This window comes from Pirellulales bacterium (genome assembly GCA_036499395.1).
Classification (GTDB): Bacteria; Planctomycetota; Planctomycetia; order Pirellulales; family JACPPG01; genus JACPPG01.
The window spans coordinates 275,370-290,833 of sequence record DASYDW010000068.1 but is presented as its reverse complement, the minus strand read 5'-3'; the positions used below and the strand labels follow the sequence as shown (position 1 = coordinate 290,833).

Annotated in this window: 15 protein-coding genes; 10 read left to right on the top strand and 5 right to left on the bottom strand. The window is 60.9% G+C overall.

Annotated features, from left to right (window positions below):
- The first annotated feature begins 38 nt into the window (after positions 1–38).
- The 4 genes from VGN12_13835 to VGN12_13820 all read left to right on the top strand — a co-directional run bounded on the left by VGN12_13835 (position 39) and on the right by VGN12_13820 (position 5,044).
- Entirely contained in the window at positions 39–1,205 is a 1,167-nt protein-coding gene (locus tag VGN12_13835) for a glycosyltransferase family 4 protein (protein ID HEY4310527.1), read from the top strand.
- 189 nt (positions 1,206–1,394) lie between these two features.
- Positions 1,395–2,276 (top strand): serine/threonine-protein kinase, encoded by an 882-nt coding sequence (locus tag VGN12_13830; protein ID HEY4310526.1) that lies wholly within the window; start codon positions 1,395–1,397, stop codon positions 2,274–2,276.
- A 192-nt stretch (positions 2,277–2,468) separates the two neighbouring features.
- Entirely contained in the window at positions 2,469–3,473 is a 1,005-nt protein-coding gene (locus tag VGN12_13825) for an acetyl-CoA carboxylase carboxyltransferase subunit alpha (GenBank protein HEY4310525.1), read from the top strand.
- Between the two features lie 872 nt (positions 3,474–4,345).
- On the top strand, positions 4,346–5,044 hold the full coding sequence (locus tag VGN12_13820) for a metal-dependent hydrolase (protein ID HEY4310524.1): 699 nt from the start codon (positions 4,346–4,348) through the stop codon (positions 5,042–5,044).
- 139 nt (positions 5,045–5,183) lie between these two features.
- Here VGN12_13820 and dtd read toward each other — a convergent pair whose 3' ends face one another.
- A complete protein-coding gene (gene dtd / locus VGN12_13815; protein ID HEY4310523.1) occupies positions 5,184–5,624 on the bottom strand; it encodes a D-aminoacyl-tRNA deacylase in 441 nt (146 codons plus the stop codon).
- A gap of 204 nt (positions 5,625–5,828) precedes the next feature.
- Here dtd and VGN12_13810 point away from each other — a divergent pair, with 204 nt between their 5' ends.
- Positions 5,829–6,785, top strand: coding sequence for a ZIP family metal transporter (locus tag VGN12_13810; GenBank protein ID HEY4310522.1), 957 nt, complete (start codon positions 5,829–5,831; stop codon positions 6,783–6,785).
- Positions 6,786–6,822: 37 nt separating this feature from the next.
- Here the strand turns inward: VGN12_13810 and VGN12_13805 are convergent, their stop codons facing one another.
- The 3 genes from VGN12_13805 to VGN12_13795 all read right to left on the bottom strand — a co-directional run bounded on the left by VGN12_13805 (position 6,823) and on the right by VGN12_13795 (position 8,995).
- Complete coding sequence (locus tag VGN12_13805) at positions 6,823–7,386, bottom strand: hypothetical protein (protein HEY4310521.1); 564 nt, start codon at positions 7,384–7,386, stop codon at positions 6,823–6,825.
- 120 nt (positions 7,387–7,506) lie between these two features.
- The gene (locus VGN12_13800) at positions 7,507–8,289 is read right to left on the bottom strand and encodes an ABC transporter ATP-binding protein (GenBank protein ID HEY4310520.1); all 783 of its coding nucleotides are present in this window, start codon (positions 8,287–8,289) and stop codon (positions 7,507–7,509) included.
- Between the two features lie 7 nt (positions 8,290–8,296).
- Positions 8,297–8,995 (bottom strand): energy-coupling factor transporter transmembrane component T, encoded by a 699-nt coding sequence (locus VGN12_13795; protein HEY4310519.1) that lies wholly within the window; start codon positions 8,993–8,995, stop codon positions 8,297–8,299.
- Positions 8,996–9,151: 156 nt separating this feature from the next.
- On the opposite strand from VGN12_13795, the gene pdxA reads away from it, so the two are divergent.
- Both pdxA and VGN12_13785 read left to right on the top strand, forming a co-directional pair.
- A complete protein-coding gene (gene pdxA / locus VGN12_13790; protein HEY4310518.1) occupies positions 9,152–10,207 on the top strand; it encodes a 4-hydroxythreonine-4-phosphate dehydrogenase PdxA in 1,056 nt (351 codons plus the stop codon).
- 8 nt (positions 10,208–10,215) lie between these two features.
- Positions 10,216–10,872: a histidine phosphatase family protein gene (locus VGN12_13785; GenBank protein HEY4310517.1), complete on the top strand. Its 657-nt coding sequence runs from the start codon at positions 10,216–10,218 to the stop codon at positions 10,870–10,872.
- Positions 10,873–10,911: 39 nt separating this feature from the next.
- On the opposite strand, the gene VGN12_13780 is transcribed toward VGN12_13785, so the two are convergent.
- Complete coding sequence (locus VGN12_13780) at positions 10,912–11,865, bottom strand: hypothetical protein (GenBank protein ID HEY4310516.1); 954 nt, start codon at positions 11,863–11,865, stop codon at positions 10,912–10,914.
- 272 nt (positions 11,866–12,137) lie between these two features.
- Here VGN12_13780 and VGN12_13775 point away from each other — a divergent pair, with 272 nt between their 5' ends.
- The 3 genes from VGN12_13775 to VGN12_13765 all read left to right on the top strand — a co-directional run bounded on the left by VGN12_13775 (position 12,138) and on the right by VGN12_13765 (position 15,448).
- Positions 12,138–13,244: a hypothetical protein gene (locus tag VGN12_13775; protein ID HEY4310515.1), complete on the top strand. Its 1,107-nt coding sequence runs from the start codon at positions 12,138–12,140 to the stop codon at positions 13,242–13,244.
- A 132-nt stretch (positions 13,245–13,376) separates the two neighbouring features.
- Complete coding sequence (locus VGN12_13770; protein ID HEY4310514.1) at positions 13,377–14,267, top strand: hypothetical protein; 891 nt, start codon at positions 13,377–13,379, stop codon at positions 14,265–14,267.
- Positions 14,264–15,448, top strand: coding sequence for a hypothetical protein (locus VGN12_13765; protein HEY4310513.1), 1,185 nt, complete (start codon positions 14,264–14,266; stop codon positions 15,446–15,448). The genes VGN12_13770 and VGN12_13765 overlap by 4 nt, the downstream gene beginning before the upstream one ends.
- Positions 15,449–15,464 lie beyond the last annotated feature (16 nt).

Genomic DNA, 15,464 nt, shown 5'->3' with positions numbered 1-15,464 from the left:
GTGACTCGCGATTCCTTTTCTTGCAGTCTCGACGCAGTATGCGAGTCGCTCACATCATCACGCGAATGATTCTTGGCGGAGCCCAGGAGAATACGCTCCTCAACTGCGAGGACCTGCTGCGCGACTACCAGGATGACGTCCTGCTGATTACCGGGCCGCCGCTGGGGCCCGAAGGGAGTTTGCTCGATCGGGCACGAGCGCATCGGGTGCCGCTCGAAATCGTTTCTCCGCTGCGCCGCTCAATTCACCCTTGGCGCGATTGGCGCGCTTACAGCGAGCTAAAACAAGTGCTGCGCAAGTTTCGCCCCGACGTTGTCCACACACATAGTGCGAAAGGGGGCATGCTTGGGCGCATGGCCGCCGCGGCCGTTGGCGTACCGGTAATCGTCCACACGGTGCATGGCGCGCCGTTTCATCCTTACCAATCGAGCGTCGCACGTGAATTCTTTCGCAGGTGCGAACGGTACGCGGCGGGAAAGTGCTCCGCGATCATCAGCGTCGCTGACGCCATGACCGAGCAGCTCGTCGCGGCCGGGGTCGCGCCGCGCGAAAAATTCACCACTATCTACAGCGGCATGGAAGTCGAACCCTTTTTGTGCGCCGACGAACACCGTGATCGCCTGCGCGCGGAGTTGGGTTATCGGCCCGAGCATGTCGTAATCGGAAAAATTGCGCGGCTGTTCCATCTCAAAGGGCACGAATACGTCCTGGCCGCGGCGCGCACGATCATCGACCACCAACCGAACGCTCGCTTCTTGTTTGTTGGCGATGGGATACTTCGCCCGGAGTTCGAACGCCGGATCGCCGATCAAGGCCTCGCGGATCGCGTTCGCTTTACCGGCCTGGTTCCGCCGCAAAAGATCGCGGAATTCCTCGGCGCGATGGATATCGTGGTTCATGCAAGCCTGCGCGAGGGGCTGGCCCGCGTCTTGCCACAAGCGCTGATCGCCGGCAAGCCCGTGGTGAGCTACGACGTCGATGGCGCGCGCGAAGTGGTGCTTCCCGGAGTTACCGGCTATCTAATCCCACCGTGCAGCGTCGCGCCCTTGGAAACGGCGATAGGTGAATTGATCGCGCAGCCACCGCTTCGCAAGCGACTCGGGGAGGAAGGACGCCGCCGCTTCACCGATCAATTTCGGCACGAAACGATGACGCGCCAGATTCGCACGCTTTACGAGCGGCAGCTCGGTCGTCAACCGCGGTAGAGGAGTGTCGCGGCCGCAGTGCGCAAGACAATCACGCGACCCGTACCCCGTGATTTGTCCCCCATGCTGCCCCAGACTAAACTTACACTGTATGGCGAGGCATTCGTCACTCGGAATTCCCAAGAGTCCTCAGGAGAGCTTTCCTTGGCCGGCGGTTTCTCGCCCGGCTGAGTGATTGGTATCGCGATCGTGGCACTGGCAAGTCAAGAACATATTGGTCCCTACCGTCTGTTGAATATCGTCAAGACGGGACAAACCAGTCAGGTGTGGGCGGTCATGGACGATCGCGATAAACGCCGGCTCGCCATCAAGCTCTTGCTCTCCGAATATCGCAAAGACAAGGAACATCTTACTTATCTCAAGCAAGAGGCGATCGTCGGCAAGACCCTTGATCATCCCAATGTGATCAAGGTCTACGAGTTCGCCATCGATCACGGCCTTCCCTATCTCGTGATGGAGTACTATCCGGCGCCGAATATGAAGGAAATCATCCTGCAAGTGCGGGAGCAGGTCGGCTACTTGATGCCCAAGATTGTTAAGGAAGCGGCCGAAGGCCTGGCCTATTTCAATCAGCAAGGCTGGATCCATCGCGACATCAAACCGGACAATTTTCTCATCATCCAGCAAGGAGACGTCAAGCTCATCGACTTTGCCCTGGCCCAACGAAAGAAAGGCATGCTCGGGCGACTATTCGGCCGCAACAAAGTTCAGGGAACACGCAGCTATATGTCTCCCGAGCAAATCCGGGGCGAGCCGCTCGACGAGCGCGCGGACATCTACAGTTTTGGCTGCACCGTCTTTCATCTGCTAGCAGGGCGACCACCCTTCACCGGCGGCAACTCGAACGAATTGCTCAATAAGCATCTCCGCGCGGCCATTCCAGCACTCGAAGCGATGGACCGGAATATCACGACGGAGTTCGGCGCCCTGATTCGCTCAACGATGTGCAAGGACCCCAAAGGCCGCCCGGACTCGATGGCCAAGCTTTGTGGTGAACTAAACGGCACAACGATGTTCCGGAAGACGCCGGAACCGCCATCTGCAGTAAATGCCGAAGAAAACGCGTCTTAACCGATCTGCCGATTCGGTGTAATCTACCAATCGTTGGGTTAGTTCGGGACCAGCAGGCCCTGTGACAAAGCGGCGGGGCAGGGGGGGCCACTATGATTGCCCTGAGCCGAAGGCAGCCCTGCGTCTCGACGCGACGTTAATCGGTGTGGTGCTTTTCCACTAACGGATACGTTCCGATTCAGGTTTCACATCATGGCGATTCCGCTGCAGCAACTGGCATTCGAACAGCCTATCTACGAGCTCGAGGCGCGGCTCGCCAAGCTCGAGAGCACCGCGGCGGAAAGCGTGGCCGCGCGCGATGAGGTGCGCCGCCTGCGCCGTGAACGCACCGACCTGATGAAGAAAATCTACAGCCAGCTCGAACCTTGGCAGGTCGTCCAAGTGGCTCGGCATCCCGAGCGTCCCATGACTACCGACTACATCGAGCTCGTATTCGACGACTTCGTCGAGTTGCACGGCGACCGTTCGTTCGGCGACGATCGAGCCATTCGCACCGGCATGGCTAAGCTGGGTGAACACAAGGTCATGCTGATCGGGCACCAAAAAGGCAAGGATCTGAAAGAGCGCATTGCCTGCAATTACGGCTGCGCCCATCCCGAGGGCTACCGCAAGGCGATCGCGAAAATGAAATTCGCGGCCAAGTTCGGGCTGCCGATCATCACGCTCATTGACACCCCCGGCGCTTACCCGGGCATCGGCGCCGAAGAACGCGGCCAGGCCCAGGTCATTGCCGACGCGATGTTCGAAATGTCCCGGCTGGCGTGCCCCGTGATTTGCGTTGTGATCGGCGAAGGTGGCTCCGGCGGTGCCCTGGGTATCGGCCTGGGCGACAAGATCGCCATGCTCGAATTCGCATACTACTCGGTCATCAGCCCCGAGGGCTGTGCCGGCATCCTCTGGAAAGATGCCGCCTATTCGAAGCAAGCCGCCCAGGCTTTACGCCTCACTTCCCGGGATCTGCTGAAACTCGGGGCCGTCGACGACGTCATCGAAGAACCGATCGGGGGCGCCCACCGGGACCATCACCAGATGGCCGGGCGTCTCAAGCTGTATCTAGTCAAAGCCCTCCGCGAGCTGGTCCAAAAGCCCTCCGCCCAGATCATTGAGGAACGGTACGAAAAGTTCCGGCGGATGGGGATGTACCTAGAACATCCGGGGGACCCGGCCCCTGCTGGCATCCTCAGCCAACCGGCCTGACCGCCCTGCCGAAATTCGGATTTTTTTCCCCGCCGGCGCGCGCCACATTTTCCATTTTTGGCGCCGAGATTCACTCTGGTGCGCCGCCAGAAATCCGATTCGGCTTTCGAATTTCGGCGGCGCCGAATTTCGCATCGCTCCACGCGTCGCCTGACGTCATGGCGAGGTGATCCATGACCTGGATTCCACGTCTCTAAAGCCGACGTCCCATGACGCCATTTTACTGTTCCGAGAGTGGGCCAGGCCGGCAGGAGACCTAGCTCCCGGCTATAGGCCAACGTCCGATAATGTTTCTTATGTTCGGTTGTTGACCCTGGATTTCCCGGGGATTCCTGCGTTTTGTCGGTTTTGGCCCTCTCCGCCCCGGCCAGACAAACCGATTAGAAACCGGCACGATGCGCGACGTGATGAGCGACGAATTCGTGTACCAAAATCGCGCTCAAAAAACCTCCCACCATCCCCTGCTGAATGCCTCGCAGGAACGCGCCGATGAGACTTCCCCCAAGACCTTTTGACCACCGAAATTCAATCGCGGCACCCGTGCGAGATTCGACCTCACAAGTTGTTGGCGCAGTGAACTCCAGCAGGGGCCCGCAGACAAAAGGGCGCCCCGAGCGTCACTTCGCAGATAGTGAATCTGTCAGAGACAAGCCGGAAGTATTACCGGTCGAACCCGCACCATCGGCCTTCCCGCCCCTCCCGGCTTCTTGGGACCTTGAACTAGCCAGCAGGGGGCGGCTAGCAGCGATCGCGATTTACCCCGCCGACACCGTGAACCGATCTTTCCTCGATCCACGTTCCAGGCTACAGTCCCGCCTCGATTTGGCGCCATTTCCGCGCCGTCGGTCACGCTCCAGGGAAGGATGCAGGACATGCCCGGCTTCAAAATTCACATTTCCGGTAGCACGACCATCGGCATTGCTTACGGCACGACGGCTATGCTGGTTTATCACCAACCGCTCGAAACAAGCTTATTGGCCGCCGGTTTGTGCTCAGTCTCCGGCATGCTGCCTGACCTGGATAGCGGCCCCGGCCGCCCATTGCGCGAAAGCGTGACCTTTGGCGCCGCCGTGGTGCCTATGCTATTAATCGATCGCTTCAAGCACCTGGGCATGTCCAACGACGCGATGGTGCTGGCCGGCGGGCTTTTGTATCTGTCGATTCGGTTCGGCATTGCCTGGATATTGCGCCACTACAGCGTGCATCGTGGCATGTTCCACAGCCTGCCGACGGCGCTAATCTTCAGCGAGTTGGCGTTCTTGCTTTGTTCGTCAGGCGGATTGCCGGTGCGATTCTTCGAAGCGGGCGCGGTCGTCTTAGGCTTCCTGTCGCATCTGATCCTGGACGAAATCTGGAGTATTGAGTGGAAAGGGCTGCGGCCACATTTGAAATACACCTTCGGAACGGCTTTCAAATTTTGGGGGCCATGTGTCTGGTCGAACGTGTTGACCTACGTGTTGATGATCGCCACCACGGTAGTCGTCCTCAACGATCCCATCTGGTCAAATGAACCAGGGGCCGAGGAAGCGCACCAGATCGCCAGTTCGCTGATGCAGCACATCAATCGCTAGCGATTTTGTCACACAACGTGGCAAGCTGCGTGGGCAAAAGGCGCGTCGCACAGAGCCGTAGCAAGCTGCGATCCCCCTGCCCTCCCCTCCCCTATCGCGCGTCTGAACGCGCTCCGCACGAACGGTCCGGCACTCGCACCTAGCGGCTATCCACAATAAGTGTCACCGGACCGTCGTTAGTCAGCGACACTTCCATGTGCTGACGAAAGCGGCCCGTGGCCACCGCAATGCCAGCGGCGCGCACCCGCGCGACGAAGGCTTCGTATAACCGCTCGGCTAACTCCGGCGGCGCGGCCGCGGTGAAACTTGGCCGACGGCCATGCGAGCAATCGCCCAGTAGTGTGAACTGGCTGACAACCAGCATGCTGCCGCCAACATCAGCCAGCGCGAGGTTCATCTTCCCCGCTGCGTCCTCGAAGATGCGCAGGCCGACCAACTTGTCGGCCAACACCTGCAAATCGCGTTCGCCATCCTCGGTCGCAACGCCGAGCAGGACGACCATCCCCACCCCGATTTCGCCCACGATCGCGTCGTCGATCGCAACCTGTGCTCGACTGACGCGTTGTACGCATGCACGCATGGCAACTACTCACATTGGTTTTGACGCGCGATTCAGCCCCGTCCGGATGACGGTTGTGCCCCATCAAATCGAGGCGAAGTCACGATAAACGGGCCTCTCTCGGCCGGCAACTGCAACGCGAGCGCGGCTTGCCGAAGTTTAGCCTCGCTGCCATACTCGGCGTTTGCGCCCTGATCCGCCGACGTTAACCTGGGAGAGATCTCCGTGCCGCAGTCCGCGTTGCTCGCAATCTACTGCCTGCTCATCGCGGGGGCTGCTTTGGCCGGCGGGTGGATCCCGATGCTGCTGCGGTTGACGCACACCGGCATGCAGATGTCGATGAGTTTCATCGGCGGCGTGATGCTGGGGGTGGGTATTTTGCACCTGCTGCCGCACGCGTTCTTCGAACTCGGAGACATCTACCACTGCGTGTGGTGGCTGCTCGGGGGCTTCTTGACGATGTTCTTTATCGAACGCGTCTTCCACTTTCACCACCATGACGCACCCCAGGATTCTGATGCCGAACATTCTGAGCATGAGCACGCTCACGAGCACCTGCACGGCCACGATCATGCACACAGCCACGCACATGCGCACGGCGATGAGCGTCCGCGCGCCTGGCAAGCTGCGCTCGTAGGTCTGGCGCTGCATAGCGCGGCCGACGGCATGGCGCTCGCAGCCAGCGTAGCCGCCGAGACCGATCTCGAAGGGGACGGTCACTTTCTGGCGGGGCTGGCCGTGTTTCTCGTCATCTGGCTACACATCCCGTTCGATTCGCTGACGCTCAGCACGCTGATGACCGTCAGCGGCGCCTCGCGGCGTGCCCGGCACGTGGCCAACCTGATCTTTGCGCTTGCCGTACCGTTGGGGGCGGCCATTTTTCTTTTTGGCGCCGAGCATGCGTTCACGGGCGAGACGCCGATCCTGGGCGCGGCGCTAGCCTTCTCGGCCGGCACGTTTCTGTGCATTGCGACGAGCGATCTCTTGCCCGAGCTGCAATTTCACGCTCACGATCGCGTGAAACTTTCGGCCGCGCTGTTGTTCGGCCTGGCCGTGGCGGGCGGCATCGTGCTGGTCGAATCTTCGGCGCACAATCATGGACATGCCCACGAACAGGGGCACGTGCATGAGCACGACACGCCGCACGCGGTCCATTCCGACGAGCATGATCACGCGCACTAGACGAGCCGCCTGTACGGCCGTCAGCAAGAGTTGTCGATCACGGCTCGAGGCCACGCTCTGTGCGAATCCGCTGTACGTCGCTCATGACGTCCGTGATCACGGCGTGATTGGCAACGATGTTGTGATATTGTGCGAACGAAGCCCAGGCGATGAAGCAAAGCCCCAGTACCGCCCCTATGAAATGCACATTCGTCCAAGTCATGCCCGGCGGAGGCGTACCGCGGAAGGTGCCGGCCGGATCGCCGGCGCCGCCCAAAGCGACGATGCCAACCGCGATCAGCATATTCGCGACGCATAGGGGGAACGTTCTCCGTTTAATAACGTTGCTCCGCGCAATCAGATTCGGTGACAACTCATAAGTTTCGCAGACTTCCTTGCACCACCGACTGGTGCCGACGAAATACGTCACGACGATGCTGTTCACCAAGACCACGGCCAGCGCCGCCGCGATGCCAGACAATCGGTGCACCGTGGCCCATCGCTGACCGGCAGCATCATGTACATCGCGAATGTCATGCATCCGCAACGACAGCCCCAACGCGAGAGTGGCCAACACAAACACGACGGCAAACACAGCCAAAACACGAAAAATCTTATTCAAGGCAACGCAACTCCTCGTCTAATACGACAATTTCGTGACATTCTATCGCAACTGCCGTTGCGGCACGAACGGCTCCTGGGTGGCAGCGAGGCTTCACAATTCGCCCCCGCAGGCGACAGGTCAGCGGCGCTCGCGCAAGCTGGGCGGCAGTTCCAGCCCGTGGACTTCCAATAATTGTTCATCACGCAACAGTTCGGCCGTCGGACCATCCGCGCAAATCCGTCCTTCGTCCAGCAGGATCACGCGCGGACAAACATCCAGAATCATCTCCAGGTCGTGACTCGCGATCAGCTTGGCGCAATCTAACTCACCAAGCAGTCGCATCAGTTGGCGGCGTGCCCGCGGATCCAGATTTGCCGTAGGCTCGTCGAGTGCCAGCAATTGCGGACGGCAAGCGATGATCCCCGCCAGGCACGCTCGCTTGCGCTCGCCCATACTCAAATGATGCGGCACGCGATCTCCAGCGGCGGACAGGCCGACGACCGCCAAAGCTTCGTCAACGCGGCGATGCACTTCGGCCGCGTCGAGCCCCAGGTTCAAAGGGCCAAACGCCACATCCTCGCGAACCGTCGTTCCGAAAAGCTGATCGTCGGGATCTTGAAACAATAACCCCACGGCGCGACGCACCAAAGGTAAGTGGGCATGACTCACGGCCATACCGTCGACTCGTAGCGGCACGGGCGCCGTTTCGGAGTGATTGCCGCCCTGATGCCGATGATGCCCGTCCCGCAAGCGCTCGGGCAACAGGCCATTCAGGTGCCATAAAAGTGTCGACTTGCCGGCGCCGTTCGGCCCCACCAGTGCCACGCACTCCCCTGCCCCAAGGGTAAAGCTGACGTCCGACAGTGCTACCACTCCGTCGGGATAGCGATAACTGAGATGTTCGACTTCGACGAGCGGCATGATCCAGCTACGGGCGCTCCTCCAACATGCGAACCTCACCGTCGAATCCGCGTGCCATCATCGCCGCATGAACACGTTCGGCACGTTCACTGCAGCGCACCAACAGCATCCCCACGGCGCGAGCCCCATTACGAAACGTGACCGGAGACAGTCGCCGCGGACAATCGAAAGTCCGCGCGTATTGAGCGCGGCGCATACGTTCCAGCTCGTCCAACAGCACGAAGATGAACCGGTACATCGACGCCACGATGGCCACGATCAGTTTCGGCACACCGCATTGCCGTAGCGCTTGCAGCAGTCGCTCGAAAGGGGTTGTGTAGATCAGGCAGAGCATCGTGGTGAAGGAAAGCAGCCCCTTGACGAGTACTCCCGCCATGATGTGCCAACCTGCCGCTCCCTGCGACAGAGGAATCGACAGGCCCACGGCAGCCAGTGGAATTGCGAAGGTCAGCAACCGCGTACACAGATATCGCGCCGGAACTTTCGCCACGATCACGACACATGCGACCATGCCAGCCACCGCCAGATGAATCCAACTGACGGGAAAGTACGCCGATACCGGCCACCAATTCGGCTGGACCAAACTGACGACGACCAGCAGCCCGAACGCCGCCAATAACTTGTCGCGCGCAGCAAGCCGGTGCAGCAGGCTAATGCCGCCGCGTCCCTGGTCCAGGCTGTCATGTTCAAGTCGATCGGGCAGCATCTTCGTCGCAGTATTTCTGCAGGCAAGAACGGCTTTCGTGAATCCTCGATTCGTGGCCAAAACCACAGTACCACGCTACGCTGCCAGCCTCGCGAGGGGAAGGACCGCGCCAACGACTCCTTTCTGATGACATCCTTGCTGAGTAGAATTCTGCGGATGCCGACTTCGAAGCCACTTCTTGCACTGACCATGGGCGATCCGGCCGGAATCGGACCGGAAGTGATTGCTGGCGTCTGGGCCGACCCACGAGTTCACGACTGGTGTCGTCCGCTCGGCGTTGGAAATCCTGCGGTCATGCGGCGTGCCTGTGACCTGATCGCGCCGACGGTGCAGGTGTGCGAGATCGCACTACCCAACGAGGCACAGCCTGGTCCGACTGTCATGCCGTGCTTGTCGGCATGTCACCCGAGCGCGGCCGATGCTTCGCCGGGCGTGATCGACGCGCGTGGCGGTCAGGCGGCCTACGATGCACTCATGGCGGCAGGGCATTTGGCGATCGCGGGGCAGATCAATGCCATTGTCACGGCACCGCTCAGCAAGGCCGCTCTGTGGCAGGCCGGGCATCATTACCCTGGTCATACTGAGTTGCTGGCCGAACTGTGCGGCGTAGACGACTTCGCCATGATGCTGTACCTAGGGCCCGACGAACAGGTGCGCGGCCCGCACGGCTTGGGGGTGATTCACGTTACGCTACATACGTCGTTGCGTAACGCGATCGCATCGCTCGACACGGCCGCCGTCTTGGCCAAAATTCAGCTTGCTGACACAACGATGCGACCGCTTACGCACGGCGCGCCGCGCATCGGGGTTTGTGCCCTGAACCCTCATGCTGGCGAGGATGGGCTATTCGGCGACGAGGAATCTCACATCATAGCGCCGGCCGTCGCGGCGGCACAAGAACTCGGCATTGCCGCCGTGGGCCCCTACCCTGCCGACACCTTGATGGTGCGCGCGCGAAACGGCGAGTTCGATGCCGTCGTCGCCATGTACCACGATCAGGGTCACATCGCGCTCAAGCTCTTAGGAATGCATCGCGCGGTGAATGTGACCTTAGGACTGCCGATCATCCGCACGAGCGTGGCCCATGGAACGGCGTTCGACATCGCCTGGCAAGGCGTCGCGCAAACCTCAAGCATGATCGAGGCGATTCGCGTCGCCTGCCAACTGGCACGCGCTGAAAATCGCACACACCCTCTAAACCAAAAAACCTGACCAAGCCGATGCCCGAATCCCTCCCCCCCTCCCCTGCCCCGGACACTTGCTACGCCTATTTGATCCGTCATGGCGCGACGCCGGCCAGTGCCGCGCATCCCGTCATCATGCAGGGGCGTAAGGTAGACACGGCACTTTCGCAGATGGGCCAGCGACAAGCCGCGGAAACCGGGCAATTCCTCGCTGCACGACAACTCGACGCCGTGTACGCCAGCCCGATGGTTCGCGCGCAGCAAACCGCCGCAGCGATCGGGGAACTTCACAACCTAGCGCCACAGGTGATTGCGCCACTCATCGAGGCTGACCTTGGCTCTTGGGAGGGTTTGAGTTGGGACGACATCAAACTCCGCGAACCCGAAGTGTACGATCGTTTTATTGCTCGCCCCGACGTATACGGTTACGGCGGCGGCGAAAGCATCACGGACGTGCGCGACCGCGCCTTGCCGGCGCTGGCCGACGTGATGAGTAAGCATCTGGGGGGCGCCATCGCCATCGTCACGCATCGCATTGTAATTCGCGCGTGCGTGACGCACCTAGTGGGCATGCCGTTGGCCGAAGCGCGCCGACTTTCCCCCTCGACCTGCGGAATCTCGCTGCTGCGTTATCGCCGTCAGGAGATCGAGGTGACGACGTTCAACTCGCTCTTTCATCTGAGCGCGTGGTAGGCGCTCGCGACGAAAAGATTCGCGTGCTGCGCAGAGAATCTACCGCGGCAGCACCCGTTTCAAAAACGCCTCGGTGTCATCGATCGGCACACCGTCGCTGGCCGGATGGACGAACTGCGCCGGATCGATCGACGTGTCGAAATGAACGTCGACGAACTTCATCTTGGCGAGCAATCGATCGCTGTTGTGGTGCGTTCCGGGATTCGACGCGCGCAGATAGTCGACCTGGTACGGAAACAGGTCGTCACGCCCGACGAAGATCTCGATCTGGTTCGGCAGATACTCCGGCACCGGCAACGGTTCGGCCGATGGTTCCGAGCCCGGCGGCTTTTGTTCATCCGCCATCAACTGCGCGAGCGCCGCTGGTTTCCAAACTCCCAGCACGACATACGTGGGAATCACCCCCAACCGCTCGGACCGCATCGACTGAAACTCGAACGATCGGTTCAAACTGTCGAGCAACATGGGCAGTCCTCCGATTGCCAGGACGTCCACCCCCGCACGGAATCCACTCTGTTGCATCGCGGCCAGCACCCGTTGTAGATCGACCCGCCCTAGCCGGGTCTGCGCGAGCGTGTTCTGCCGGCTCCACAGAGCGTTGCCATCGCTGACTTGCTGCAGGCTACAGACCTTCTCGCCGAGCTTCAGTTTCAGCTCGAGCCGCACGCGGCGCGATTCCGCAGGCCCCTGCAGATACTGCCCCACAGCGGTCAGCGATTCGCCAAAGACTTCCGAGTGCAAGTTGATCTTCGCTGAAACCGTTTCATGGCTGGCGAGTTGCCGCGCGGCATGGGCAATGATCTCGCCGGCCCGCGGCGCCGGGACAAGGTTCTCACGGTTCGACGGCGCGATGCCCGAGGCACGTACGGTGGTCGGTTCAGGCGGTGAGACAGTCGGCGCGTGATGCCGATGACGCGCCAAAAAGATTCCGACGGCAACGGCCCCCGCCATCCCCAGGAGGATTGCCGGCAAGATGGGCAATCTGTGCTTCATTGTGGGGTTTTAACGGATTTGCCAAAGAAACCGGTTGTGCAAGGCCGAATCTAGGACTCAGAGGTGCGAAGCGCGCAAGCGCGGCGAGCATTCTCGTTCGTTATTCGGACCATCCGGATGAACGAGTGCGAGCCGTTGCCAGCAGGGCGACGCATTGTAAGTGGGTCGCTTTGCGCGGTCCACGCCAAAACATAGCCATATGCCGGCCTACCACACGGACGCCACTGCCACGTGTGCCGGGAACGACGGGAAGTTTTCCAAGGGGGGAAACGATGAAGTACCAGATGGTAGCTTTGTGCCTTTTTCTAGGCGTCAGCGGCTGTAAGGTGCCGCTGGCCCATAACCTGCCGCCAGCCGAGCAAATTATGCATCCCGGCCCCGGCGTCGATGGTCCCGGTCCCGGGGTGATGATTCCCGGTGGCGGAGCCGTGATGCCCTTCCCCGGAGCGACGTCGCAAATCGCGTTCGTCGGTCCCGACGGCATGCAGGTGAATTGGGATTTGGGCAGCCCCGGGGCGTTCGACTCGGAACCTCTGGTCGTTCCCGGACGCTACAACTTCCCCCAAGGCGCGATCTATCGCCTGAAGCTGACTTCGATCCCGGGTCGTGCCGGCGTCGAGCTCTATCCGACGCTCGAAGTGGCACCGACCTTGCCGCGGACTGATGCCTACCTCGCACACAACGCGATTCCGTTCCAGTTGACCGACGAAGACTTCGATCAGGTGCTGAGCGGGAACTTCGTCACCAAGGTCATCTATCTGCCCGATGCCGAGTTCCAAGAGCTCGCACTGGCCGGAGTCGAGACCTTGGTCAGTACGCGACTGGATCCAGGTGTCGATCCGATTGTCGAAGCCGATCGCCGTGGATCGATTCTGGCAATCATTCGCGTCGGTAACAAGGATCTGCAAATCCCCGGCGGGGCAGGTGAGTTTGCCTCGGGCGACGCGGCATTGGCCGCCGGAGCCGCGGCAATGGCTTGCGGTATGACCGGTGGTCCGGGCAGCCAGATGCCGCCAGAACTGATCTCGGGCATGACGGCCCCGCAATACGGCATGCCGTCCTCTGGCACGCCAATCGGACTACCTGGTCCACCCCACATTCCGTTCGGTGTTCCGGCCGGATTGCAGCAACACGTCATGAAGAATCACACCTTCATGGATATCCCTGGCCCAGTCGCCAGGATGAAGATCGACGTGAAACAGAAGCCGGGTATGACCTATCCGAAACCTGTCAGCCACGTCCGTATCACCGAAGAGGTCTTGCCGGCACCCGCGATGTACAGCCATCCGCTGTCGACCAAGATGCAGCTCATGGGATCAGGCCCCATTCCTCCGCCGCCGGCCCCCGTGGCTTGCGACGCCGAATGTGCCAGCCCGTGATGCAGGTGAACGGGTACCTAAGTTGAAGTTGTAACGATGCGAGCGTCCTCTCCCCACGCGGGGAGAGGACGCTATGAGACAAACGTAGATACGATCGTAGACCAAGTGATTCCATCCACGAGATCCAAGGCCATGGTCCAACCACCCCGCAGCTCGGACGTCCGCACGCGGTCGGGCCGAGAGAGGGTTGCTTGCCTGGTAACGATGGGGCTGCTTTTGAGTCTGTTCGCGAGCACGAAAGTCGCGGCACAGAATCAGAACGTGCATTATCGCTATCAAGGCAACGAGCCTCCGGGAGCGATTGGTAGTTGGCAACTCCTGCGGGGAGGACCATTGCCTGGGTATTTCCAGCCGGTTGAGATCAAGGCTCCTCAGGGGGCCTTGATCTCGCTGGCGGTGGACGGAACTTTTCTCCCATCGATTCCCACACCGCTCCGCGTCGGTATGTTGATCGCGCCGGTGTATCGCTTGCGTATCTCGAAAATCCCCTTGCACGAAGGGCAAGAGGTTTATCCCACAATCGAAGTGATCGACCGGCTCTACCCTCCGGTCGGCCAGGTGGCGCGGTTCGCAGTACCGATCGAGATCACACAAGAAGATCTCGAACTGGCACTACATGGCAATTACGTCACGCGTGTGATCTACCTCGAAGATCCGAACCACGTTCTACCTGCCTGTCCGGGCGGATGCTGCAAGGAGCAGGCGTGGTTCGACGCAGGCCCTGGGTCCAATCCCGTCGAAGTCGCGGACCGCTTGGGACGGCCCATGGCGATTCTACGCCTGGGAGGGCGCGTGCCCGACAATCGCGCCGGTGGCGATGCGCAATTTCTTGGTTGTTGCCCGCCGTTCATTCCGCTGCCCGGATGCTTGCCCTTGAAGCCAATCGGCGAGCCGGTACCGGCGCCGACGGCCACACGCGCCGCAACGAATGAGCAACCGGCAACACGGCCGGCGAAAGCAGAATCGCGATCGCAACTCGGCTTTGCCTCCGCCACAGCCCAGGATGAGCCCGCACAGAAATGATCGGCCGCATTCGTCGACAACTCGATGGCACTCGTGGTCGAGCGCGATTGCGTGTCGCCACCGTGGCGTTCGCGGCGCTCTCGCTTTGCTCTTGCCGTACGAACCTGAATTCGCATGGGCTCGCCCCCAACGCGGCGGTTCCCCCCTGCCCTGCCGGCGAAGAATGCATGCCGGCGGTTGCTGAAACCGGCCCGGCCGTACCGCAATTCGTGCCGGCCCCCCTGCCCTATGAAGTTACTGGCTCGTGGGCGCCGCCGGGCATCGCCCTGCCCTGGCCCGAAGACGAATACGTTCGCGATGGTGGCGACGACGGAGCGCCGGTGATCGTGTCCCCAGAATGGCAGGTTTATAACCTCGAACTCGAAGATACGGTCGCCCATTACGATGCCGAGGACGGCCGTACATTCGTCGAACCGTCGAACAAGGTCAACGTCTACGCCCCGTGTTTCGGCGCCGTTCGCACCGTGACTCGCCTGGCTGGCAACGAGCAAGCGCAGCCGATCTTGGGAGTCGACGGACCGATGCGCGTCGCTCGCCATGATGAAACCTTGATTCCCGCTTCGAGCTTGCAGCGCGTGCAAGCCGAACGGCAGGCCGGCATGAAAGTCGCGGGGTTGTATCGCACTCACCAAGGGGACGGCGTGCTGTCGCAGGCGCAGATCATCACGGCTTTCCAGGATGCATTCCTGCCGTATGAGAACTTTACCGTATTGCGCACCGGCCAGTTCGCCAACAACGAAAAGGCACGTCTGGCGACTGCCGTGCAAGCGGCAATTACCTGGACCGGCGATCAGGCCGTGCAAGTGGTCATCGACAACCAGGCTGCGCAAGTGGTCGAAGGAGACCGCCGCGCCCAGGCCACTTACATGGTCGAGAACTTCAAACAGCCCAAGCTGCGCGTCATTAAGGTTGCTTCGACGCAAACCGCTTGCTGCGGCGAGCCGGTCGACTTCACGATCCGCTTCGACAACATGGGCACGCAAGTGCTCGGCAACATCGTGATCCTGGACAGCCTATCGCCGCGGCTGGAATACGTGCCGGATTCGGCACAGTCGAGCCGGGAAGCCGCCTTCAGCGTCGAGCCGAATTCCGGCAACTCGCTGGTACTACGCTGGGAAGTCGACAAGCCGATCGAGCCGGGCGAAGGTGGCGTGGTGCGATTCCGCTGCGTAGTCCGCTAAGCGTCGGAAACCACGG

Excerpts from the sequence above, each read along its gene's own strand:
- pdxA (HEY4310518.1), top strand. The coding sequence starts at position 9,152 with ATGCCGACTTCGAAGCCACTTCTTGCACTGACCATGGGCGATCCGGCC.
- dtd (HEY4310523.1), bottom strand. The coding sequence starts at position 5,624 with ATGCGTGCATGCGTACAACGCGTCAGTCGAGCACAGGTTGCGATCGAC.
- VGN12_13780 (HEY4310516.1), bottom strand. The coding sequence starts at position 11,865 with ATGAAGCACAGATTGCCCATCTTGCCGGCAATCCTCCTGGGGATGGCG.
- VGN12_13835 (HEY4310527.1), top strand. The coding sequence starts at position 39 with ATGCGAGTCGCTCACATCATCACGCGAATGATTCTTGGCGGAGCCCAG.
- VGN12_13795 (HEY4310519.1), bottom strand. The coding sequence starts at position 8,995 with ATGCTGCCCGATCGACTTGAACATGACAGCCTGGACCAGGGACGCGGC.
- VGN12_13785 (HEY4310517.1), top strand. The coding sequence starts at position 10,216 with ATGCCCGAATCCCTCCCCCCCTCCCCTGCCCCGGACACTTGCTACGCC.
- VGN12_13825 (HEY4310525.1), top strand. The coding sequence starts at position 2,469 with ATGGCGATTCCGCTGCAGCAACTGGCATTCGAACAGCCTATCTACGAG.
- VGN12_13770 (HEY4310514.1), top strand. The coding sequence starts at position 13,377 with ATGGTCCAACCACCCCGCAGCTCGGACGTCCGCACGCGGTCGGGCCGA.
- VGN12_13765 (HEY4310513.1), top strand. The coding sequence starts at position 14,264 with ATGATCGGCCGCATTCGTCGACAACTCGATGGCACTCGTGGTCGAGCG.
- VGN12_13775 (HEY4310515.1), top strand. The coding sequence starts at position 12,138 with ATGAAGTACCAGATGGTAGCTTTGTGCCTTTTTCTAGGCGTCAGCGGC.
- VGN12_13800 (HEY4310520.1), bottom strand. The coding sequence starts at position 8,289 with ATGCCGCTCGTCGAAGTCGAACATCTCAGTTATCGCTATCCCGACGGA.
- VGN12_13820 (HEY4310524.1), top strand. The coding sequence starts at position 4,346 with ATGCCCGGCTTCAAAATTCACATTTCCGGTAGCACGACCATCGGCATT.